A 16,355-nucleotide genomic window follows, 5' to 3' on the forward strand; every position below is an offset into this window, starting at 1 on the left:
CGAGTGTCTCTGATCGCTTCTGACCACTTCCGCATCGTTGTCGGCCTCGGCAAGAGCGGCATGTCCCTGGTTCGCTTCCTGGCGAACCGGGGCACGTCGTTTGCCGTGGCCGATACGCGGGAGAATCCACCGGAACTGGCCACGCTCAAGCGTGACTATCCGCACGTGGAAGTGCGTTGTGGCGAGCTGGACGTTGAATTCCTCTGCCGTGCCGACGAGCTCTACGTGAGCCCCGGCCTGGCGCTGGCGACCCCGGCCCTGCAAGCCGCTGCGGCACGTGGCGTGAAACTGTCCGGTGACATCGAGCTGTTCGCGCGTAACGCGAAGGCGCCGATTGTGGCCATCAGCGGTTCCAACGCGAAAAGCACCGTTACCACCCTGGTCGGCGAGATGGCGGCTGCGGCCGGCAAAAGTGTGGCGGTGGGCGGCAATCTCGGTACCCCGGCGCTGGATCTGCTCAGCGACGACGTCGAGTTGTACGTGATGGAGCTGTCGAGCTTTCAGCTGGAAACCACCGATCAGCTCAACGCTGAAGTGGCCACCGTGCTGAACATCAGTGAAGACCACATGGATCGCTACAGTGGTCTGCCGGCGTACCACCTGGCCAAGCATCGGATTTTCCGTGGTGCCAGGCAGTTCGTGGTCAACCGTCAGGATGCACTGACCCGTCCACTGATGGGCGAGGGCCAGCCATGCTGGACGTTCGGCCTGAGCAAACCTGATTTCAAGGCATTCGGTATCCGCGAAGAAGAGGGTGAGAAGTATCTGGCCTTCGAATTCCAGAACCTGATGCCGGTCCGTGAGCTGAAAATTCGTGGTGCGCACAACCAGTCCAACGCACTGGCGGCGCTGGCACTCGGCCATGCGGTCGGCCTGCCATTCGACGCGATGCTTGCGGCCCTGCGCACCTTCGCCGGTCTCGAACATCGCTGCCAGTGGGTGCGTGATCTGGACGGTGTCGCTTACTACAACGATTCCAAAGCCACCAACGTTGGCGCCGCACTGGCGGCCATCGAAGGCCTGGGTGCGGACATCGACGGCAAGGTCATTCTGATCGCCGGTGGTGATGGCAAAGGTGCCGAGTTCAACGACCTGCGTGATCCGGTGGCAGCCAACTGCCGCGCCGTGATCCTGATGGGCCGCGACTCCGACAAGATCGGCGCGGCCATCGGCGATGGCGTGCCACTGATTCGCGCAACCTCCCTGGTTGATGCTGTCGCGCAATGCCGCGCCGCCGCCCAACCGGGTGATGTGGTGCTGCTGTCGCCGGCCTGTGCCAGTTTCGACATGTTCAAGAATTATGAAGACCGTGGTCACCAGTTCGTCCGCGCCGTGGAGGAATTGGCATGAACCTGAGAAATATCATCAAGCCGTACCCGTCGCCGCTGATTACCGGGCGCGGCATCGATCTCGACTTCCCGATGCTCGCCGGTTGCCTGGCGCTGCTCGGCCTGGGCCTGATCATGATCGCGTCGGCCTCCACCGAAGTGGCAGCCGCGCAGTCGGGCAGTCCGCTGTATTACATGATCCGCCACCTTATCTATGTGGTGCTGGGATTGGGCGCGTGCATCATCACCATGATGATTCCGATCGCCACCTGGCAACGCCTTGGCTGGTTGATGCTGCTGGGTGCGTTCGGCCTGCTGATCATGGTGATCATCCCGGGGATCGGCCGTGAGGTTAACGGTTCGATGCGCTGGATCGGTTTCAGCTTCTTCAACGTGCAGCCGTCGGAGATCGCCAAGGTATTCGTGGTGATTTACCTCGCCGGCTATCTGGTGCGTCGCCAGAAGGAAGTGCGCGAGAGCTGGATGGGTTTCTTCAAGCCGTTCATCGTGCTGCTGCCAATGGCCGGCCTGTTGCTGATGGAGCCGGACTTCGGTGCCACCGTCGTAATGATGGGGGCTGCGGCGGCGATGCTGTTCCTTGGCGGGGTCGGCTTGTTCCGCTTCTCGCTGATGGTGGTGCTGGCGGTCGGGGCCGTGGTCCTGCTGATTCAGATGCAGCCCTACCGGATGGCGCGTCTGACCAACTTCGCCGACCCGTGGGCCGACCAGTTCGGCGCCGGTTATCAGTTGTCGCAAGCGCTGATCGCGTTCGGTCGTGGTGAATGGCTGGGCGTGGGCCTGGGCAACAGCGTGCAAAAGCAGTTTTACCTGCCGGAAGCGCACACCGACTTCGTGTTCTCGGTACTCGCCGAAGAGCTTGGCGCGGTGGGTTCGCTGTGCACCGTGGCCCTGTTCGTCTTCGTGTGTATCCGCGGCATGTACATCGGTCTGTGGGCCGAGAAAGCCAAGCAGTTCTTCGCTGCTTATGTGGCATACGGCCTGTCATTCCTGTGGATTGGTCAGTTCCTGATCAACATCGGTGTGAACGTCGGTCTGCTGCCAACCAAGGGGCTGACCTTGCCGTTCCTCAGTTACGGGGGCAGCTCGCTGGTGATCTGCTGTGCCTGCCTTGGCCTGTTGCTGAGGATCGAGTGGGAGAGTCGAACCCATTTGGGCAGTGAAGAGATGGAATTCCATGAGAGCGACTTCGCCGAGGAGCCGAATCATGGGCGCTAACGTATTGATCATGGCCGGCGGAACCGGCGGCCACGTATTCCCGGCGCTGGCCTGTGCCCGCGAGTTTCAGGCGCGCGGCTACACCGTGCACTGGCTCGGCACGCCACGCGGGATCGAGAACGAGCTGGTACCGGCCGCAGGGCTGGAACTGCACCGCATCAACGCCAGTGGCCTGCGCGGCAAGGGCAAACTGTCGCTGCTCAAGGCGCCGTTCATGCTGCTCAAATCGGTCTGGCAGGCGCGGGCGATCATTCGTCGGCTGCGTCCGGTGTGTGTGGTCGGCTTTGGTGGTTACGTGACCGGCCCCGGCGGTCTCGCGGCGAAACTGGCCGGTGTGCCGGTGATCGTTCACGAGCAGAACGCCGTCGCCGGCACCGCCAATCGGTTGCTTGTGCCGTTCGCCGCCCGAGTGTGTGAAGCGTTCCCCGACACCTTTACTCTGTCGGACAGCCGCCGTACCACCGGTAACCCGGTGCGCAGCGAGCTGTTCCTCGAAACACCGCGACCTGCTCTGGCCGGTCGCAAAGCGCGTTTGCTGATCCTGGGCGGAAGCCTTGGCGCAGAGCCGTTGAACAAGTTGCTGCCTGAAGCGCTGGCGCAAGTCGCTGCCGATTTGCGTCCGGAAGTGTTCCATCAGGCCGGCAAAAACCACGATGAAGTGACTGCAGAGCGCTACCGCGCCGCCGGCGTGGAAGCGCAGGTGCAGCCGTTCATCAAAGACATGGCCCAGGCCTATGGCTGGGCTGACCTGGTGGTGTGCCGTGCAGGCGCGTTGACCATCAGTGAGCTGGCTGCCGCCGGTCTGCCCTCGATGCTGGTGCCTTTGCCCCACGCGATCGACGATCACCAGACCCGCAACGCCGATTATTTGGCCCGTGAAGGCGCTGCCTTCCTGATGCCGCAAAGAACGACTGGTGCCGCGGACCTTGCCGCGCGCCTGACAGAGGTCTTGATGCAACCGCAACGACTCGAAGAAATGGCCCAAGCGGCCCGCCGTCTGGCGAAACCCGATGCCACCCGTAGCGTGGTCGATACCTGTCTGGAGGTGGTCCATGGTTGAGAATCAGAAAGCCATGCCGCAACCGGAAATGCGCCGCATCCGTCGCATCCACTTCGTCGGTATCGGCGGCGTGGGCATGTGCGGCATCGCCGAAGTGTTGTTGAACCTGGGCTATGAAGTGTCCGGTTCCGACCTGAAAGCCTCGCCGGTCACCGAGCGTCTGGAATCGTTCGGCGCCAAGATCTTCATCGGCCACCGTGCCGAGAACGCTGCCGCCGCCGATGTGCTGGTGGTGTCGAGCGCCGTCAATACCTCCAACCCGGAAGTGGCGACTGCACTGGAACGCCGCATCCCGGTGGTGCCGCGTGCCGAAATGCTGGCTGAGCTGATGCGCTATCGCCACGGCATCGCCGTTGCCGGTACCCACGGTAAAACCACCACGACCAGCCTGATTGCTTCCGTGTTCGCCGCCGGTGGTCTTGATCCGACGTTCGTTATCGGTGGGCGTCTGAACGCTGCCGGCACCAACGCGCAACTCGGCACCAGTCGTTACCTGATCGCCGAAGCCGATGAAAGCGACGCGAGCTTCCTGCACTTGCAGCCGCTGGTGGCCGTGGTCACCAACATCGACGCCGATCACATGGCGACCTACGGCGGTGACTTCAACAAACTGAAGAAAACCTTCGTCGAATTCCTGCACAACCTGCCGTTCTACGGTTTGGCGGTGATGTGCCTGGACGACCCGGTAGTGCGCGAAATCCTGCCACTGGTCAAACGTCCAACCGTGACTTACGGCTTCAGTGAAGACGCCGACATTCGTGCGATCAACGTTCGTCAGCAAGGCATGCAGACCTTCTTCACCGTGCTGCGCCCTGATCGCGAGCCGCTGGATGTCTCGGTGAACATGCCGGGCAACCATAACGTGCTCAATTCGCTGGCAACCATCTGCATCGCCACCGACGAGGGCGTCAGCGATGAAGCCATCGTTCAGGGCCTGTCGGGCTTCCAGGGTGTCGGTCGACGTTTTCAGGTCTACGGCGAACTGCCGATGGACGGCGGCAGCGTGATGCTGGTCGACGACTACGGCCACCATCCGACCGAAGTCGCGGCCGTGATCAAAGCCGTGCGGGGTGGTTGGCCGGAGCGCCGTCTGGTGATGGTTTACCAGCCGCACCGCTACAGCCGCACCCGCGATCTGTACGACGACTTCGTCAATGTGCTGGCTGACGCCAATGTGTTGCTGCTGATGGAAGTCTATCCGGCCGGTGAAGAACCGATCCCGGGCGCCGACAGCCGCAAGCTGTGCAACAGCATTCGGCAGCGCGGTGCGCTCGACCCGATCTACATCGAGCGTGGCGTCGATCTGGCGCCGCTGGTCAAGCCGCTGTTGCGCGCCGGCGACATCCTGCTGTGCCAGGGCGCTGGTGATATCGGTGGTCTCGCGCCGAAGCTGTTGAAAAGTGAATTGTTCGCTGGCGCCGTGGCCGCGCCGGTCGAGGGGAAGTTGAAATGACTGCTGCCTACGCCAATCTGTTCTCCACCATCGCGCCGAAAGACTTCGGCCGTGTCGCCGTGCTGTTCGGTGGCCTGAGTGCCGAGCGTGAGGTTTCGTTGAAATCCGGTAACGCCGTGCTCGAGGCGCTGCAGAGCGCTGGCGTGGACGCGTTCGGCATCGACGTCGGCGACGATATTCTGCAGCGTCTGCTGAGCGAAAAAATCGACCGCGCCTTCATCATTCTCCACGGTCGTGGCGGTGAAGACGGCTCCATGCAGGGCCTGCTTGAGGTCGCCGGCATTCCATACACCGGCAGCGGCATTCTGGCTTCGGCACTGGCGATGGACAAACTGCGCACCAAGCAGGTCTGGCACAGCCTCGGGATTCCGACGCCGCGTCACGCCGTGCTGTGCAGCGAAGCCGATTGTATTTCGGCAGCGACGGAACTGGGCTTCCCTTTGATCGTCAAACCGGCGCATGAAGGTTCAAGTATCGGGATGGCCAAAGTGAGTTCTGCGTCCGAGTTGATCGACGCATGGAAAGCGGCCAGTACCTACGATTCGCAAGTGTTGGTCGAGCAATGGATTCAAGGTCCGGAGTTCACCATCGCCACCCTGCGTGACCAGGTGTTGCCTCCAATCGCCCTGGGTACACCGCACACGTTCTACGACTACGACGCCAAGTACATCGCCAACGATACCCAGTACCGCATTCCGTGCGGGCTGGATGCCGCCAAGGAAAAAGAACTCATGGATCTCACGGCCAAGGCCTGTGAGGCGCTGGGTATCGCCGGTTGGGGCAGGGCAGATGTGATGCAGGACGCCGACGGGCAGTTCTGGTTCCTGGAAGTGAACACCGCACCGGGCATGACCGATCACAGTCTGGTGCCGATGGCGGCCCGTGCTGCCGGTCTGGATTTCCAGCAACTGGTACTGGCCATTCTGGCTGCCAGCGTAGAAGAGGCGCGAGGTTAAGACGATGCAAGGCGCACAGCTCAGACATCAGCCACCCGCACCCGGCCGCAAGCCGGTGCCGCGGGGTGCCAGCCGAATGGTGGCCAAAGAGCCGATGTCCGCGCGCCTGCCAAAAGCCAACTTCGGTTTTGTGAAAAGCCTGTTCTGGCCAGTGCTGCTGGTGGTGCTCGGGTTCGGTACTTACGAAGGTGCGCAGCGGTTGCTGCCTTACGCCGACCGGCCGATCGCCAAAATCGCCGTGCAGGGCGACCTGAGCTACATCAGCCAGCAAGCGGTGCAGCAGCGAATCGCCCCGTTCGTCGCGTCGAGCTTCTTCACCATCGACCTGGCCAGCATGCGCAAAGAGCTTGAGCAAATGCCCTGGATTGCCCACGCCGAAGTGCGTCGGGTGTGGCCGGATCAAGTGGTGATCCGCCTCGAAGAGCAACTGCCGATAGCGCGTTGGGGCGACGAGTCATTGCTCAACAACCAGGGCCAGGCGTTTACGCCCAGGGAGCTGGCGAACTACGAACACCTGCCACAACTGTTCGGCCCACAACGGGCTCAGCTGCAAGTGATGCAGCAATACCAGGTGCTGAGCCAGATGCTCCGGCCTATGGGCTTCTCGATTGCACGCCTGGAATTGCGTGAGCGAGGTAGCTGGTTCCTGACCACCGGTGCCGGCAGTTCCGGCCCCGGCATCGAGTTGCTGCTGGGACGTGGCAACCTCGTGGAAAAGATGCGCCGCTTTATCGCCATCTATGACAAGACGCTTAAAGAACAGATTACGAACATTGCGCGCATCGATCTGCGCTACGCCAACGGCCTTGCTGTTGGCTGGCGGGAACCAGTAGCGCCGACGGCAGCCCAACCCGCTGTCGCAAAGAATTAAGAAGAGGCAGGACCCATGGCAAACGTGCAAAGCGGCAAAATGATCGTCGGTCTGGATATCGGCACCTCCAAGGTGGTGGCGCTGGTAGGCGAGGTCTCGGACGACGGCACGCTGGAAATCGTCGGTATCGGTACACATCCGTCCCGCGGCCTGAAAAAAGGCGTGGTGGTGAATATCGAGTCCACCGTGCAATCGATCCAGCGCGCGATCGAAGAAGCCCAACTGATGGCGGGCTGCCGCATTCACTCGGCGTTCGTCGGCGTGGCGGGTAATCACATCCGCAGCCTGAACTCCCACGGCATCGTTGCGATTCGTGATCGCGAAGTCAGCTCGGCCGACCTTGAGCGTGTGCTCGACGCCGCCCAGGCTGTGGCGATCCCGGCTGATCAGCGAGTGCTGCACACCCTGCCGCAGGATTACGTGATCGATAACCAGGAAGGCGTTCGCGAACCTCTGGGCATGTCCGGCGTACGTCTGGAAGCCAAGGTTCACGTGGTCACCTGCGCCGTCAACGCCGCACAGAACATTGAAAAATGCGTGCGCCGCTGCGGTCTGGAAATCGACGACATCATTCTGGAGCAACTGGCGTCCGCGTATTCGGTGCTGACCGATGACGAGAAAGAGCTGGGCGTGTGCCTGGTCGACATCGGCGGCGGTACCACCGACATCGCGATCTTCACCGAGGGCGCTATCCGCCACACGGCCGTGATCCCGATTGCCGGTGATCAGGTGACCAACGACATCGCCATGGCGTTGCGCACCCCGACCCAGTACGCCGAAGAGATCAAGATCCGTTACGCCTGCGCCCTGGCCAAACTGGCTGGCGCCGGCGAAACCATCAAAGTGCCAAGCGTTGGCGACCGTCCCCCGCGTGAACTGTCGCGTCAGGCCCTGGCCGAAGTGGTCGAGCCGCGTTACGACGAACTGTTCACCCTGATCCAGGCCGAACTGCGCCGCAGCGGCTACGAAGACCTGATCCCTGCCGGCATCGTCCTGACCGGCGGTACGTCGAAGATGGAAGGCGCCACCGAGCTGGCCGAAGAAATCTTCCACATGCCGGTACGCCTCGGTGTCCCGCACGGTGTGAAAGGCCTCGATGACGTGGTGCGCAACCCGATTTATTCCACTGGCGTTGGCTTGTTGATGTACGGCCTGCAAAAGCAGTCCGACGGAGTTTCGTTCTCCGGCATCGGCAGCCGCGACAGCTACAGCAGCGAAGAGCCTCAGGCGCCGCTGCTCGACCGACTGAAAAAGTGGGTCCAGGGCAATTTCTAAAGATTTACCGCAACACCGCAACAAACAGCAGTAGGCGAAAAAACTAGAGAATGTAAGGAGAGGGAAAATGTTCGAACTCGTAGACAACATCCCCGCAAGCCCGGTAATCAAAGTTATCGGTGTTGGCGGTGGCGGCGGCAACGCTGTCAATCACATGGTCAAGAGCAACATCGAAGGCGTTGAATTCATCTGCGCCAACACTGATGCTCAAGCGCTGAAATCCATCGGCGCGCGGACCATCCTGCAACTGGGCACCGGCGTGACCAAAGGTCTCGGCGCGGGCGCCAACCCTGAAGTAGGTCGTCAGGCCGCTCTCGAAGACCGTGAGCGCATTGCCGAAGTCCTGCAGGGCACCAACATGGTGTTCATCACCACGGGCATGGGCGGTGGTACCGGTACCGGTGCTGCGCCGATCATCGCCGAAGTGGCCAAGGAAATGGGTATTCTGACCGTTGCGGTCGTGACTCGTCCGTTCCCGTTCGAAGGCCGCAAGCGCATGCAGATCGCCGACGAAGGTATCCGTCTGCTGTCTGAAAGCGTCGACTCGTTGATCACCATTCCCAACGAGAAGCTGCTGACCATCCTCGGTAAAGACGCGAGCCTGCTGTCGGCTTTCGCCAAGGCTGACGATGTACTGGCCGGTGCCGTTCGCGGTATCTCCGACATCATCAAGCGTCCGGGCATGATCAACGTCGACTTCGCCGACGTACGTACCGTGATGAGCGAAATGGGTATGGCGATGATGGGCACTGGCTGCGCCAGCGGTCCTAACCGTGCACGTGAAGCCACCGAGGCGGCGATTCGCAACCCGCTGCTCGAAGACGTGAACCTGCAAGGCGCACGCGGCATTCTGGTGAACATCACCGCCGGTCCTGACCTGTCCCTGGGTGAGTACTCCGACGTGGGTAGCATCATCGAAGCCTTCGCATCCGAACACGCCATGGTCAAGGTCGGTACCGTTATCGATCCGGACATGCGTGACGAGCTGCACGTCACCGTCGTTGCCACTGGTCTGGGCGCGAAAATCGAGAAGCCTGTCAAGGTCATCGACAACACCGTTCACACGTCCATGGCGGCTTCTCAGGTTCAGCAACCTGCTCCGTCCCGTCAGGAAGCCCCCGCGGTGAACTACCGTGATCTGGACCGTCCGACCGTCATGCGCAACCAGGCTCAGGCCGGTGCTGCGGCTGCCGCGAAGATGAATCCGCAAGATGACCTGGACTACCTGGACATCCCGGCTTTCCTGCGTCGTCAGGCCGATTGATGGAATGTATCAGGGCTATGAAGGTGATTGGTGTTCAGCAAAGGCTCGGTCTGCTATTATCGCCAGCCTTTGTTGATACCAGTTCGCAATTTGCGCTGAAGCGGCCCAAGCCATGATTAAACAACGCACACTGAAAAATATTATCCGTGCCACAGGTGTAGGCCTGCACTCCGGTGAGAAGGTCTATCTGACCCTCAAGCCTGCGCCTGTCGACACTGGCATTGTGTTTTGTCGCGCTGACCTCGACCCTGTGGTGCAGATTCCTGCCCGCGCGGAAAACGTCGGTGAAACCACTATGTCGACGACGCTGGTAAACGGCGACGTCAAAGTGGACACGGTAGAGCACTTGCTCTCGGCCATGGCTGGCCTAGGCATCGATAACGCCTACGTCGAGCTCTCCGCGTCCGAAGTCCCGATCATGGATGGCAGCGCTGGACCCTTCGTATTCCTGATTCAATCGGCTGGCCTGGAAGAACAGGACGCCGCCAAGAAATTCATCCGCATCCTGCGTGAAGTGACAGTGGAAGACGGCGACAAGCGCGCCACTTTCGTCCCTTTCGAAGGGTTCAAGGTGAGCTTCGAGATCGATTTCGATCACCCGGTTTTCCGGGACCGCACCCAAAGTGCAAGCGTGGATTTTTCCAGCACTTCGTTCGTAAAAGAAGTCAGCCGCGCCCGTACTTTCGGTTTCATGAGTGACATCGAGTACCTGCGCAAGCACAACCTCGCACTCGGCGGCAGCGTTGAAAACGCTATCGTGGTCGATGCCGATGGCGTACTGAACGAAGACGGCCTTCGCTATGAAGACGAATTCGTGAAGCACAAAATCCTCGATGCCATTGGCGATCTGTACCTGCTGGGCAATAGCCTGATTGGTGAGTTCAAGGGCTTCAAGTCCGGTCATGCACTGAACAACCAGCTGCTGCGCAAATTGATTGAGCAGACAGATGCCTGGGAAGTGGTGACGTTCGAAGACGCCAGTACCGCACCAATCTCTTACATGCGCCCTGTTGCGGCGGTGTAAGTAAAAAACCTCTCTAGTTTTTTGAAGGCCATCCTCGGATGGCCTTTTTTTATGCCTGGTGTTTTTGTGTTGCCTGAGCAGGCCTCATCGCTGGCAAGCCAGCTCCCACAAGGATTTGAGGTGTGCCGGAAATTTGTGTCTCACCCATAAACCTGTGGGAGCTGGCTTGCCAGCGATAGGGCCGGTGAGGCCACTCCACCTGTCAGGCAGCCACCACCACCCGATTGCGCCCACCTTCCTTGGCCTGATACAACGCCTTGTCCGCCGCGAACAGCAACTGCTCCAGCGTCATTTCGCTCGCCGTCGTCCACGAAGCGATGCCGATACTCACCGTCATCGGCGACTCAGCCCCTGCGACCAACGGCAATTGTTCCACCGCCACCCTTATATGCTCGGCAATCTGCTGCGCGCCCGCACTGTCGGTCTCGGCAAGAATCACCGAAAACTCCTCGCCGCCGTAACGCGCCACCAGGTCCGTCGGTCGTCGCACATTCGCCGTGATCACTTTGGCCAATTCGCGCAATACCCCATCCCCTGCCTGATGCCCATGCCGGTCGTTGAACGCCTTGAAGTGATCGGCGTCGATCATCATCACCGACAGCGGTTTGCCCGAGCGCTGGGCACGAAACCATTCATGGCGCAGCGACTGATCGAGCATCCGCCGGTTGGCCACCCCGGTAAGCGCATCGGTGGCTGCCAATTGCGCCAGTTCGTGTTCGGCCCGGTGACGCAGGCGCAGTTCACGGACAAGCAGCCACGTCAGCCAGAGCAGGCCAAGGCACAGCACGCCGGTGGCGCCACTGATCAGTATTGCAGTGCGGCGCCAGGCGGCGAACACCTCGTTGCTGGACAACGCGACGATCACCGTCAGTGGCAGGTTACCGACCCGTGAATAGGTGTAGAGGCGCTGCTGATAATCCATGCTCGACGTGCTGGTAAAACTGCCGTTGCCACTTCTGTCGTTCAGAATCCGCACCACATTGGGTCGATTGCCGAAACTTTTACCGACGGAGTCGCTTTGCAGGTACGGCTTCTGCGCCAGCAACACGCCATCGTTGTCGATGATGTTCAGTGTGCTGCCATTGCCGATGTCGAGGCTGTTGAATAATTGGTCGAAGTAGTCGAGCTTCAACGATGCCACGGCCACACCGACGAACTCGCCGGTGTCCGAGGAAATACGTCGACTGAAGCTGAGGCGCCATTGATTGGCCTCATCGCAGTCGCAACGGGTCTTGAACGGCCGGCTGATAAACATGCCGACATCGCGGTTGAAAGCATGGGCGAGAAAGTAATCGCGGTCAGCGAAGTTGCCCGGCTTCGGCACGAGCTGCGATGAGTCGGCAACCACATTGCCGAGCTTGTCGAGCAACAGGATATCGCCCTTGAAGCGTGCAGTGGCCGAGCGATCGAACAGCGCCAGATGGCGGATCTGCGGGGTCAGGTCACGCAGGTCATCACGCTGCGACGTGGCGATCAGGCCTTGCAGCGTCAGGTCGTACAACTCGACGGTGCGCAGTACGTCGGCGTCGATCAACTGGGCGATGGTGGCGGCGCTGCGGGTGCCTGACTCCTGAGCGCTGGCGTGCTCACGAATCAACAGGAACGTGACAATGCACACGATCGCGATCACGCTCAGCAGGCTGCCGAAAATCAATAGCCGCTCGGGGCGTCCGGTCTTGCCCGTAACAGGTGGGGTACGGCTCGCGATCATGGTGGGGTTATCGGTTGGGGAGTCTTATAAGCGTAGTAGGACAAACACAGCAGCCAAAGCCAGAAACGATTCCCAATGTGGGAGCGAGCCTGCTCGCGAAAGCGATGTGTCATTCAACCGGATGTCGATTGGAAGACCGCTTTTGCGAGCAGGCTCGCTCCCACAGTGTGCATCATTAAATTCTAGACTGTGTTTGTCGCGCCGATCTTAGAAGACGTTGATCGGGTAGTCGACGATCACGCGGTATTCATCGGTGTCCGAATCAATTACGCCATAACCGTTGCCAACGCGATGGGTGGCCCACTGCAGGCGCACCGCCAGGTCTTTCGCCTGACCGCTTTGTACGACGTACTTCAAATCGAGATCGCGTTCCCAATGCTTGGCGTTGCGGCCGTCGGCGCTGTACCAATTGGAATACCCAACGCTGCTCGGGTCAGCCTTGGTCATGTCAACCGTCCCCCGCGAGTAGGACACTGCCGAGGTCAGCCCCGGTACGCCGACACCGGCAAAGTCGTAGGCGTACTTGAGTTTCCACGAACGCTCGTTCGGGCCGTTGAAGTCCGAGTATTGCTGGGAGTTGTCGAGGTAAACGCTGTCGCCCTGGCTGATGTAGTCGAATGGCGTGTTGCCGTTCACCCGTTGGTAAGCGGCGGTGACGCTATGGCTGCCGATGCCGACGGTGAAATGCAGGCTGTAGGTGTTGTTGTCGATGTTGCCGAGCAGCGCATCGCCGGTGTCCTGGGTGTGATAGAAGTGCAGGCCCGGGTTGAGGCTGACCAGGTCATTCAACTGCCAGGTGTAATCCAGGTCGTAGTAATACTGGTTCCAGATGTCCTTGAGCTCGGACGCATACAGGCTGCTGGTCAAGCCTTCGACACCGCTCCAGGCCACACCGGCCCAGTTCAGGTGTCGGCTTTCGTCACCCTCGGCCAGCGTGCCGTACGAAGTGCCGATGCGCTGGTGACCACTTTGGTTGTAAGGCTTGGTGAAACTGGCCTGGCCACCTTCGATCAACCAGCCATCGAAACTGTGGTTGGTCAGGCTGACGCCACGGAACGTCTGCGGCAGCATGCGCGTGTCGCCGCCGGCAATCACCGGGTTGGTGAGGAACAAGTCACCAGCCTTCAATTCGGTGTCGAACGCACGCATTTTCAAAGTACCGCCGGCTGTTGAAAACGAGCCCGGTGCCTTGCCGTTGCCATCGCTGATCGGCAGGATGCTGGAGCCGTCCGTGCCGCCACCGCCGTCGAGTTTCAGCCCGAGCATGGCGTGGGCATCAATGCCGAAACCGACTGTGCCTTGGGTGTAGCCCGACTGGAATACCCCGAGAAAACCCTGGCCCCACTCGATGTTGTCGTCCGCCTTCTGCAGACGGTTGCGATTCATGTAGTAGTTGCGGGCGTTGAGGTTGAGGCTCGAGCCTTCGATAAAACCTTCTGACGCGGGCTCATCGGCGTGAACGGCGGGGGCAATCGTTGCGGCAATTGCAATGAACAGGGGAGTGAAACGGACTGGGTAACGCACGTGCGGTAAAGCTCCTTGGGTCAACGGCACCTCAATGTTGCGAGGCGCGAAATGTTTCTTGTTGTAAAAGACGCACCAAACAGCTTTCAGACCACAACGAAAAAAGGCCGCTGAAAGGCAGCGGCCTGGAATGACGACGGTTGAACGGGAAGAGCCAAACAACCGCGTCGAGGGAAACGGAGCGATGTGCGACTCAGCTGTCTTTCTCGGAGGCTTGAGCCTGGGTTGCTGCAGCCTGAGGTGTCTGCGTCGCGTCTTTGGCCTTGGCCATCATTTCTGTCTGATGCTGATCGTACGCCTGGGCCCGAGCGCTATTGTGCGCAACGAACGCCTGGGACTCTTCAGCCATCGCCATCGGCGACAGGATCAATGAGGACAAAACGAAAGCGCTGGCAATACCCATACTGTTGGACATCTTGAAAACCTTCTTGCTTGGCAAGTGCTGTTTGGTGCGGGCAAAGATAAGGTTGCCGGGGCTTGGGAAACAGCGTGATTTTCATAAATGACTATTGCGCAGGAGGTAAAAATTGAAGATTGCGGTGATGCCAAGAGCTACCCCCCTCACCCCAGCCCTCTCCCCCAAGGGGGCGAGGGGGAAAGGGAGCAGATCGGGGGCTTTTCAAACCGGCAAACAAATCCCAAAGGTATTCATCCCCCGATCACTGCGCACAAACACATCCCCGCCATGCATCAGCGCAATCGCTTTCACGATCGCCAGCCCCAGCCCATGGTTATTCCCACTGTTGCTGCGCGAGGCATCCACCCGATAAAAGCGCTCGAACAACCGTGGCAGATGCTCGCTGGCAATCGGTGAACCGGGGTTGGTTACGCCGATGCTGACTAGATGTTCTTCTACCTCAATTCGCACCACGATCACCTGACCCGGCCCGGTGTGTTGCACTGCGTTGCTCAATAGATTGATCAACGCCCGACGCAAATGCGCGACCTCGATCTGAACCTGCGCATCGCCGCTGACCTGCACCTGAACCTGCGCGTCTTCGAGAATGAAATCCAGATACTCCAGCGTGGTTGCCACTTCATCGGCCAACGATGCCGACGTCAGTTTGTTCGCCTTGTTGCCCTGGTCCGCACTGGCCAGAAACAGCATGTCGTTGATGATCGAACGCAGTCGCTCCAGCTCTTCGAGGTTGGATTGCAGCACTTCGAAGTAATGCTCGGCTGAACGGCCGCGCGTCAATGCCACCTGGGTCTGGCCGATGAGATTGGTCAGCGGCGAACGCAGTTCGTGCGCCACGTCGGCGTTGAACGACTCCAGTCGCGAGTAGGCCATTTCGACCCGCTCCAGCGTCGAGTTGAACGAGTCGACGAACTGTTCCAGCTCCGGTGGCAATGGCGACAATCGCAAGCGACCGGCTCGCAGCGGCGGGGTCAGGCGCTGGGCTTCGTGGGACAGTTTGATCAGCGGCTTGAGGCCGATCCGCGCCACCCAATACCCCAGCGCCGAGGCCAGCAGCACGCCGACAATCGCCAGGCTGATCAAGGCGATCAGCAACTGATGCTGGGTCTGGTGAAAGGTCTCGGTATCGATGCCGATCATAAAGCGCAGCGGCGGACGCTGATCCTTGGCCGGCAATTCAGTCAACAGCACTTTCAGTGGATAAGCACGCTCCGGCAGCTGCAAGTCATGCATCCCCAGCGGTCCCTGGGCGAAGGCGCGGATCCGTGAATCCGGCGCACCGTATTCGTAACCCGGATCACCACTCACCACCCAGAAACGAATGCGCTTGTCCTCTTCGCCGAGCAGTTTCAACTTGGCGTTGATCTTCACCCAATGCTCCGGGGTGCCGAAGCGATTGAGTGCCGATTCGAGCACGCTGTACCGCGCATCCAGCTCGGCTTCCGGTAACAAGCCCAAACCTTTATCGACCTGCTGATACAGCGCGCCGCCGATCAACAGAAACACCAGCAGCGCCACCAGCGTGAACATGCCGCTCAGGCGCAGGGCAATGGAATTACTGGACACCACGACTCTCCAGCACATAACCCATGCCACGAATGGTGTGCAGCAGTTTCTCGTCGAACGGTCCGTCGAGCTTGGCGCGCAGGCGTTTGATCGCCACCTCGACGACGTTGGCATCGCTGTCGAAATTGATGTCCCAGACCATTTCGGCGATGGCGGTTTTCGAGAGGATTTCACCCTGGCGGCGGGCGAGGACACTGAGCAACGAGAACTCCTTGGCGGTCAGGTCCAGGCGCGTGCCGGCGCGAGTCGCCTTGCGGCTGATCAGGTCTATCCACAGGTCGGCGATGCTCACCTGCACCGGCTCATGCCCGCCACTGCGCCGGGTCAGCGCTTGCAGACGCGCGACCAGTTCGAGGAAGGAAAACGGTTTGCCGAGGTAATCATCGGCACCGTCGCGCAAGCCCTTGATCCGGTCTTCAACCCGCTCGCGGGCGGTGAGCATGATCACCGGGGTTTGCTTGCGCGCACGCAATGCACGCAGCACGCCGAAGCCGTCGAGGCCCGGCAACATGACGTCGAGGACGATCACCGCGTAGTCGCTTTCCAGCGCCAGGTGCAGGCCTTCGACGCCGTCGCGGGCCAGGTCCACGGTGTAACCCTGTTCCGTCAGACCGCGGTGCAGATAGTCCGCGGTTTTTTCCTCGTCTTCGATAATCAGAACGCGCATGA

Annotated in this window: 14 protein-coding genes; 9 read left to right on the forward strand and 5 right to left on the reverse strand. The window is 60.4% G+C overall.

The window, feature by feature from the left end; translation table 11 throughout:
* Nucleotides 1-3: 3 nt before the first annotated feature.
* The 9 genes from murD to lpxC all read left to right on the forward strand — a co-directional run bounded on the left by murD (nucleotide 4) and on the right by lpxC (nucleotide 10,467).
* Nucleotides 4-1,350, forward strand: a complete 1,347-nt coding sequence (gene murD / locus H8B20_RS05485) for a UDP-N-acetylmuramoyl-L-alanine--D-glutamate ligase (RefSeq protein WP_210622577.1) — start codon at nucleotides 4-6, stop codon at nucleotides 1,348-1,350.
* Complete coding sequence (ftsW, locus tag H8B20_RS05490) at nucleotides 1,347-2,564, forward strand: putative lipid II flippase FtsW (RefSeq protein ID WP_047303079.1); 1,218 nt, start codon at nucleotides 1,347-1,349, stop codon at nucleotides 2,562-2,564. The genes murD and ftsW overlap by 4 nt, the downstream gene beginning before the upstream one ends.
* Nucleotides 2,554-3,624, forward strand: coding sequence for an undecaprenyldiphospho-muramoylpentapeptide beta-N-acetylglucosaminyltransferase (murG, locus tag H8B20_RS05495; protein WP_115148181.1), 1,071 nt, complete (start codon nucleotides 2,554-2,556; stop codon nucleotides 3,622-3,624). Before ftsW ends, murG begins: the two co-directional genes overlap by 11 nt.
* A complete protein-coding gene (gene murC / locus H8B20_RS05500) occupies nucleotides 3,617-5,077 on the forward strand; it encodes a UDP-N-acetylmuramate--L-alanine ligase (protein WP_210622578.1) in 1,461 nt (486 codons plus the stop codon). The genes murG and murC overlap by 8 nt, the downstream gene beginning before the upstream one ends.
* Entirely contained in the window at nucleotides 5,074-6,033 is a 960-nt protein-coding gene (locus tag H8B20_RS05505) for a D-alanine--D-alanine ligase (RefSeq protein WP_115148182.1), read from the forward strand. The genes murC and H8B20_RS05505 overlap by 4 nt, the downstream gene beginning before the upstream one ends.
* A gap of 4 nt (nucleotides 6,034-6,037) precedes the next feature.
* Nucleotides 6,038-6,904, forward strand: a complete 867-nt coding sequence (locus H8B20_RS05510; RefSeq protein ID WP_047303073.1) for a cell division protein FtsQ/DivIB — start codon at nucleotides 6,038-6,040, stop codon at nucleotides 6,902-6,904.
* Nucleotides 6,905-6,919: 15 nt separating this feature from the next.
* On the forward strand, nucleotides 6,920-8,179 hold the full coding sequence (gene ftsA, locus H8B20_RS05515) for a cell division protein FtsA (RefSeq protein ID WP_047303071.1): 1,260 nt from the start codon (nucleotides 6,920-6,922) through the stop codon (nucleotides 8,177-8,179).
* A gap of 67 nt (nucleotides 8,180-8,246) precedes the next feature.
* Entirely contained in the window at nucleotides 8,247-9,443 is a 1,197-nt protein-coding gene (gene ftsZ / locus H8B20_RS05520) for a cell division protein FtsZ (protein ID WP_042560977.1), read from the forward strand.
* A gap of 112 nt (nucleotides 9,444-9,555) precedes the next feature.
* Nucleotides 9,556-10,467, forward strand: coding sequence for a UDP-3-O-acyl-N-acetylglucosamine deacetylase (lpxC, locus tag H8B20_RS05525; RefSeq protein WP_007939852.1), 912 nt, complete (start codon nucleotides 9,556-9,558; stop codon nucleotides 10,465-10,467).
* A gap of 202 nt (nucleotides 10,468-10,669) precedes the next feature.
* Here the strand turns inward: lpxC and H8B20_RS05530 are convergent, their stop codons facing one another.
* From H8B20_RS05530 to H8B20_RS05550, 5 genes are all read right to left on the reverse strand, one after another.
* The gene (locus tag H8B20_RS05530; protein WP_210622579.1) at nucleotides 10,670-12,178 is read right to left on the reverse strand and encodes a sensor domain-containing diguanylate cyclase; all 1,509 of its coding nucleotides are present in this window, start codon (nucleotides 12,176-12,178) and stop codon (nucleotides 10,670-10,672) included.
* A 207-nt stretch (nucleotides 12,179-12,385) separates the two neighbouring features.
* A complete protein-coding gene (locus H8B20_RS05535; protein ID WP_210622580.1) occupies nucleotides 12,386-13,702 on the reverse strand; it encodes an OprD family porin in 1,317 nt (438 codons plus the stop codon).
* Between the two features lie 193 nt (nucleotides 13,703-13,895).
* On the reverse strand, nucleotides 13,896-14,117 hold the full coding sequence (locus H8B20_RS05540; protein WP_042560974.1) for a hypothetical protein: 222 nt from the start codon (nucleotides 14,115-14,117) through the stop codon (nucleotides 13,896-13,898).
* Between the two features lie 204 nt (nucleotides 14,118-14,321).
* Entirely contained in the window at nucleotides 14,322-15,686 is a 1,365-nt protein-coding gene (locus tag H8B20_RS05545) for a heavy metal sensor histidine kinase (protein ID WP_210622581.1), read from the reverse strand.
* Nucleotides 15,676-16,353, reverse strand: coding sequence for a heavy metal response regulator transcription factor (locus H8B20_RS05550; RefSeq protein ID WP_007916978.1), 678 nt, complete (start codon nucleotides 16,351-16,353; stop codon nucleotides 15,676-15,678). The genes H8B20_RS05545 and H8B20_RS05550 overlap by 11 nt, the downstream gene beginning before the upstream one ends.
* Between the last annotated feature and the right edge of the window lie 2 nt (nucleotides 16,354-16,355).

It is taken from the genome of Pseudomonas sp. P42 (assembly GCF_017973755.1).
Lineage (GTDB): Bacteria > Pseudomonadota > Gammaproteobacteria > Pseudomonadales > Pseudomonadaceae > Aquipseudomonas > Aquipseudomonas iridis.

Bases quoted from the DNA above. Each gene is read 5' to 3' on its own strand.
- H8B20_RS05540 (WP_042560974.1), bottom strand. From the start codon at position 14,117: ATGTCCAACAGTATGGGTATTGCCAGCGCTTTCGTTTTGTCCTCATTG.
- murC (WP_210622578.1), top strand. From the start codon at position 3,617: ATGGTTGAGAATCAGAAAGCCATGCCGCAACCGGAAATGCGCCGCATC.
- H8B20_RS05530 (WP_210622579.1), bottom strand. From the start codon at position 12,178: ATGATCGCGAGCCGTACCCCACCTGTTACGGGCAAGACCGGACGCCCC.
- ftsA (WP_047303071.1), top strand. From the start codon at position 6,920: ATGGCAAACGTGCAAAGCGGCAAAATGATCGTCGGTCTGGATATCGGC.
- ftsW (WP_047303079.1), top strand. From the start codon at position 1,347: ATGAACCTGAGAAATATCATCAAGCCGTACCCGTCGCCGCTGATTACC.
- H8B20_RS05505 (WP_115148182.1), top strand. From the start codon at position 5,074: ATGACTGCTGCCTACGCCAATCTGTTCTCCACCATCGCGCCGAAAGAC.
- H8B20_RS05550 (WP_007916978.1), bottom strand. From the start codon at position 16,353: ATGCGCGTTCTGATTATCGAAGACGAGGAAAAAACCGCGGACTATCTG.
- ftsZ (WP_042560977.1), top strand. From the start codon at position 8,247: ATGTTCGAACTCGTAGACAACATCCCCGCAAGCCCGGTAATCAAAGTT.
- lpxC (WP_007939852.1), top strand. From the start codon at position 9,556: ATGATTAAACAACGCACACTGAAAAATATTATCCGTGCCACAGGTGTA.
- H8B20_RS05510 (WP_047303073.1), top strand. From the start codon at position 6,038: ATGCAAGGCGCACAGCTCAGACATCAGCCACCCGCACCCGGCCGCAAG.
- murG (WP_115148181.1), top strand. From the start codon at position 2,554: ATGGGCGCTAACGTATTGATCATGGCCGGCGGAACCGGCGGCCACGTA.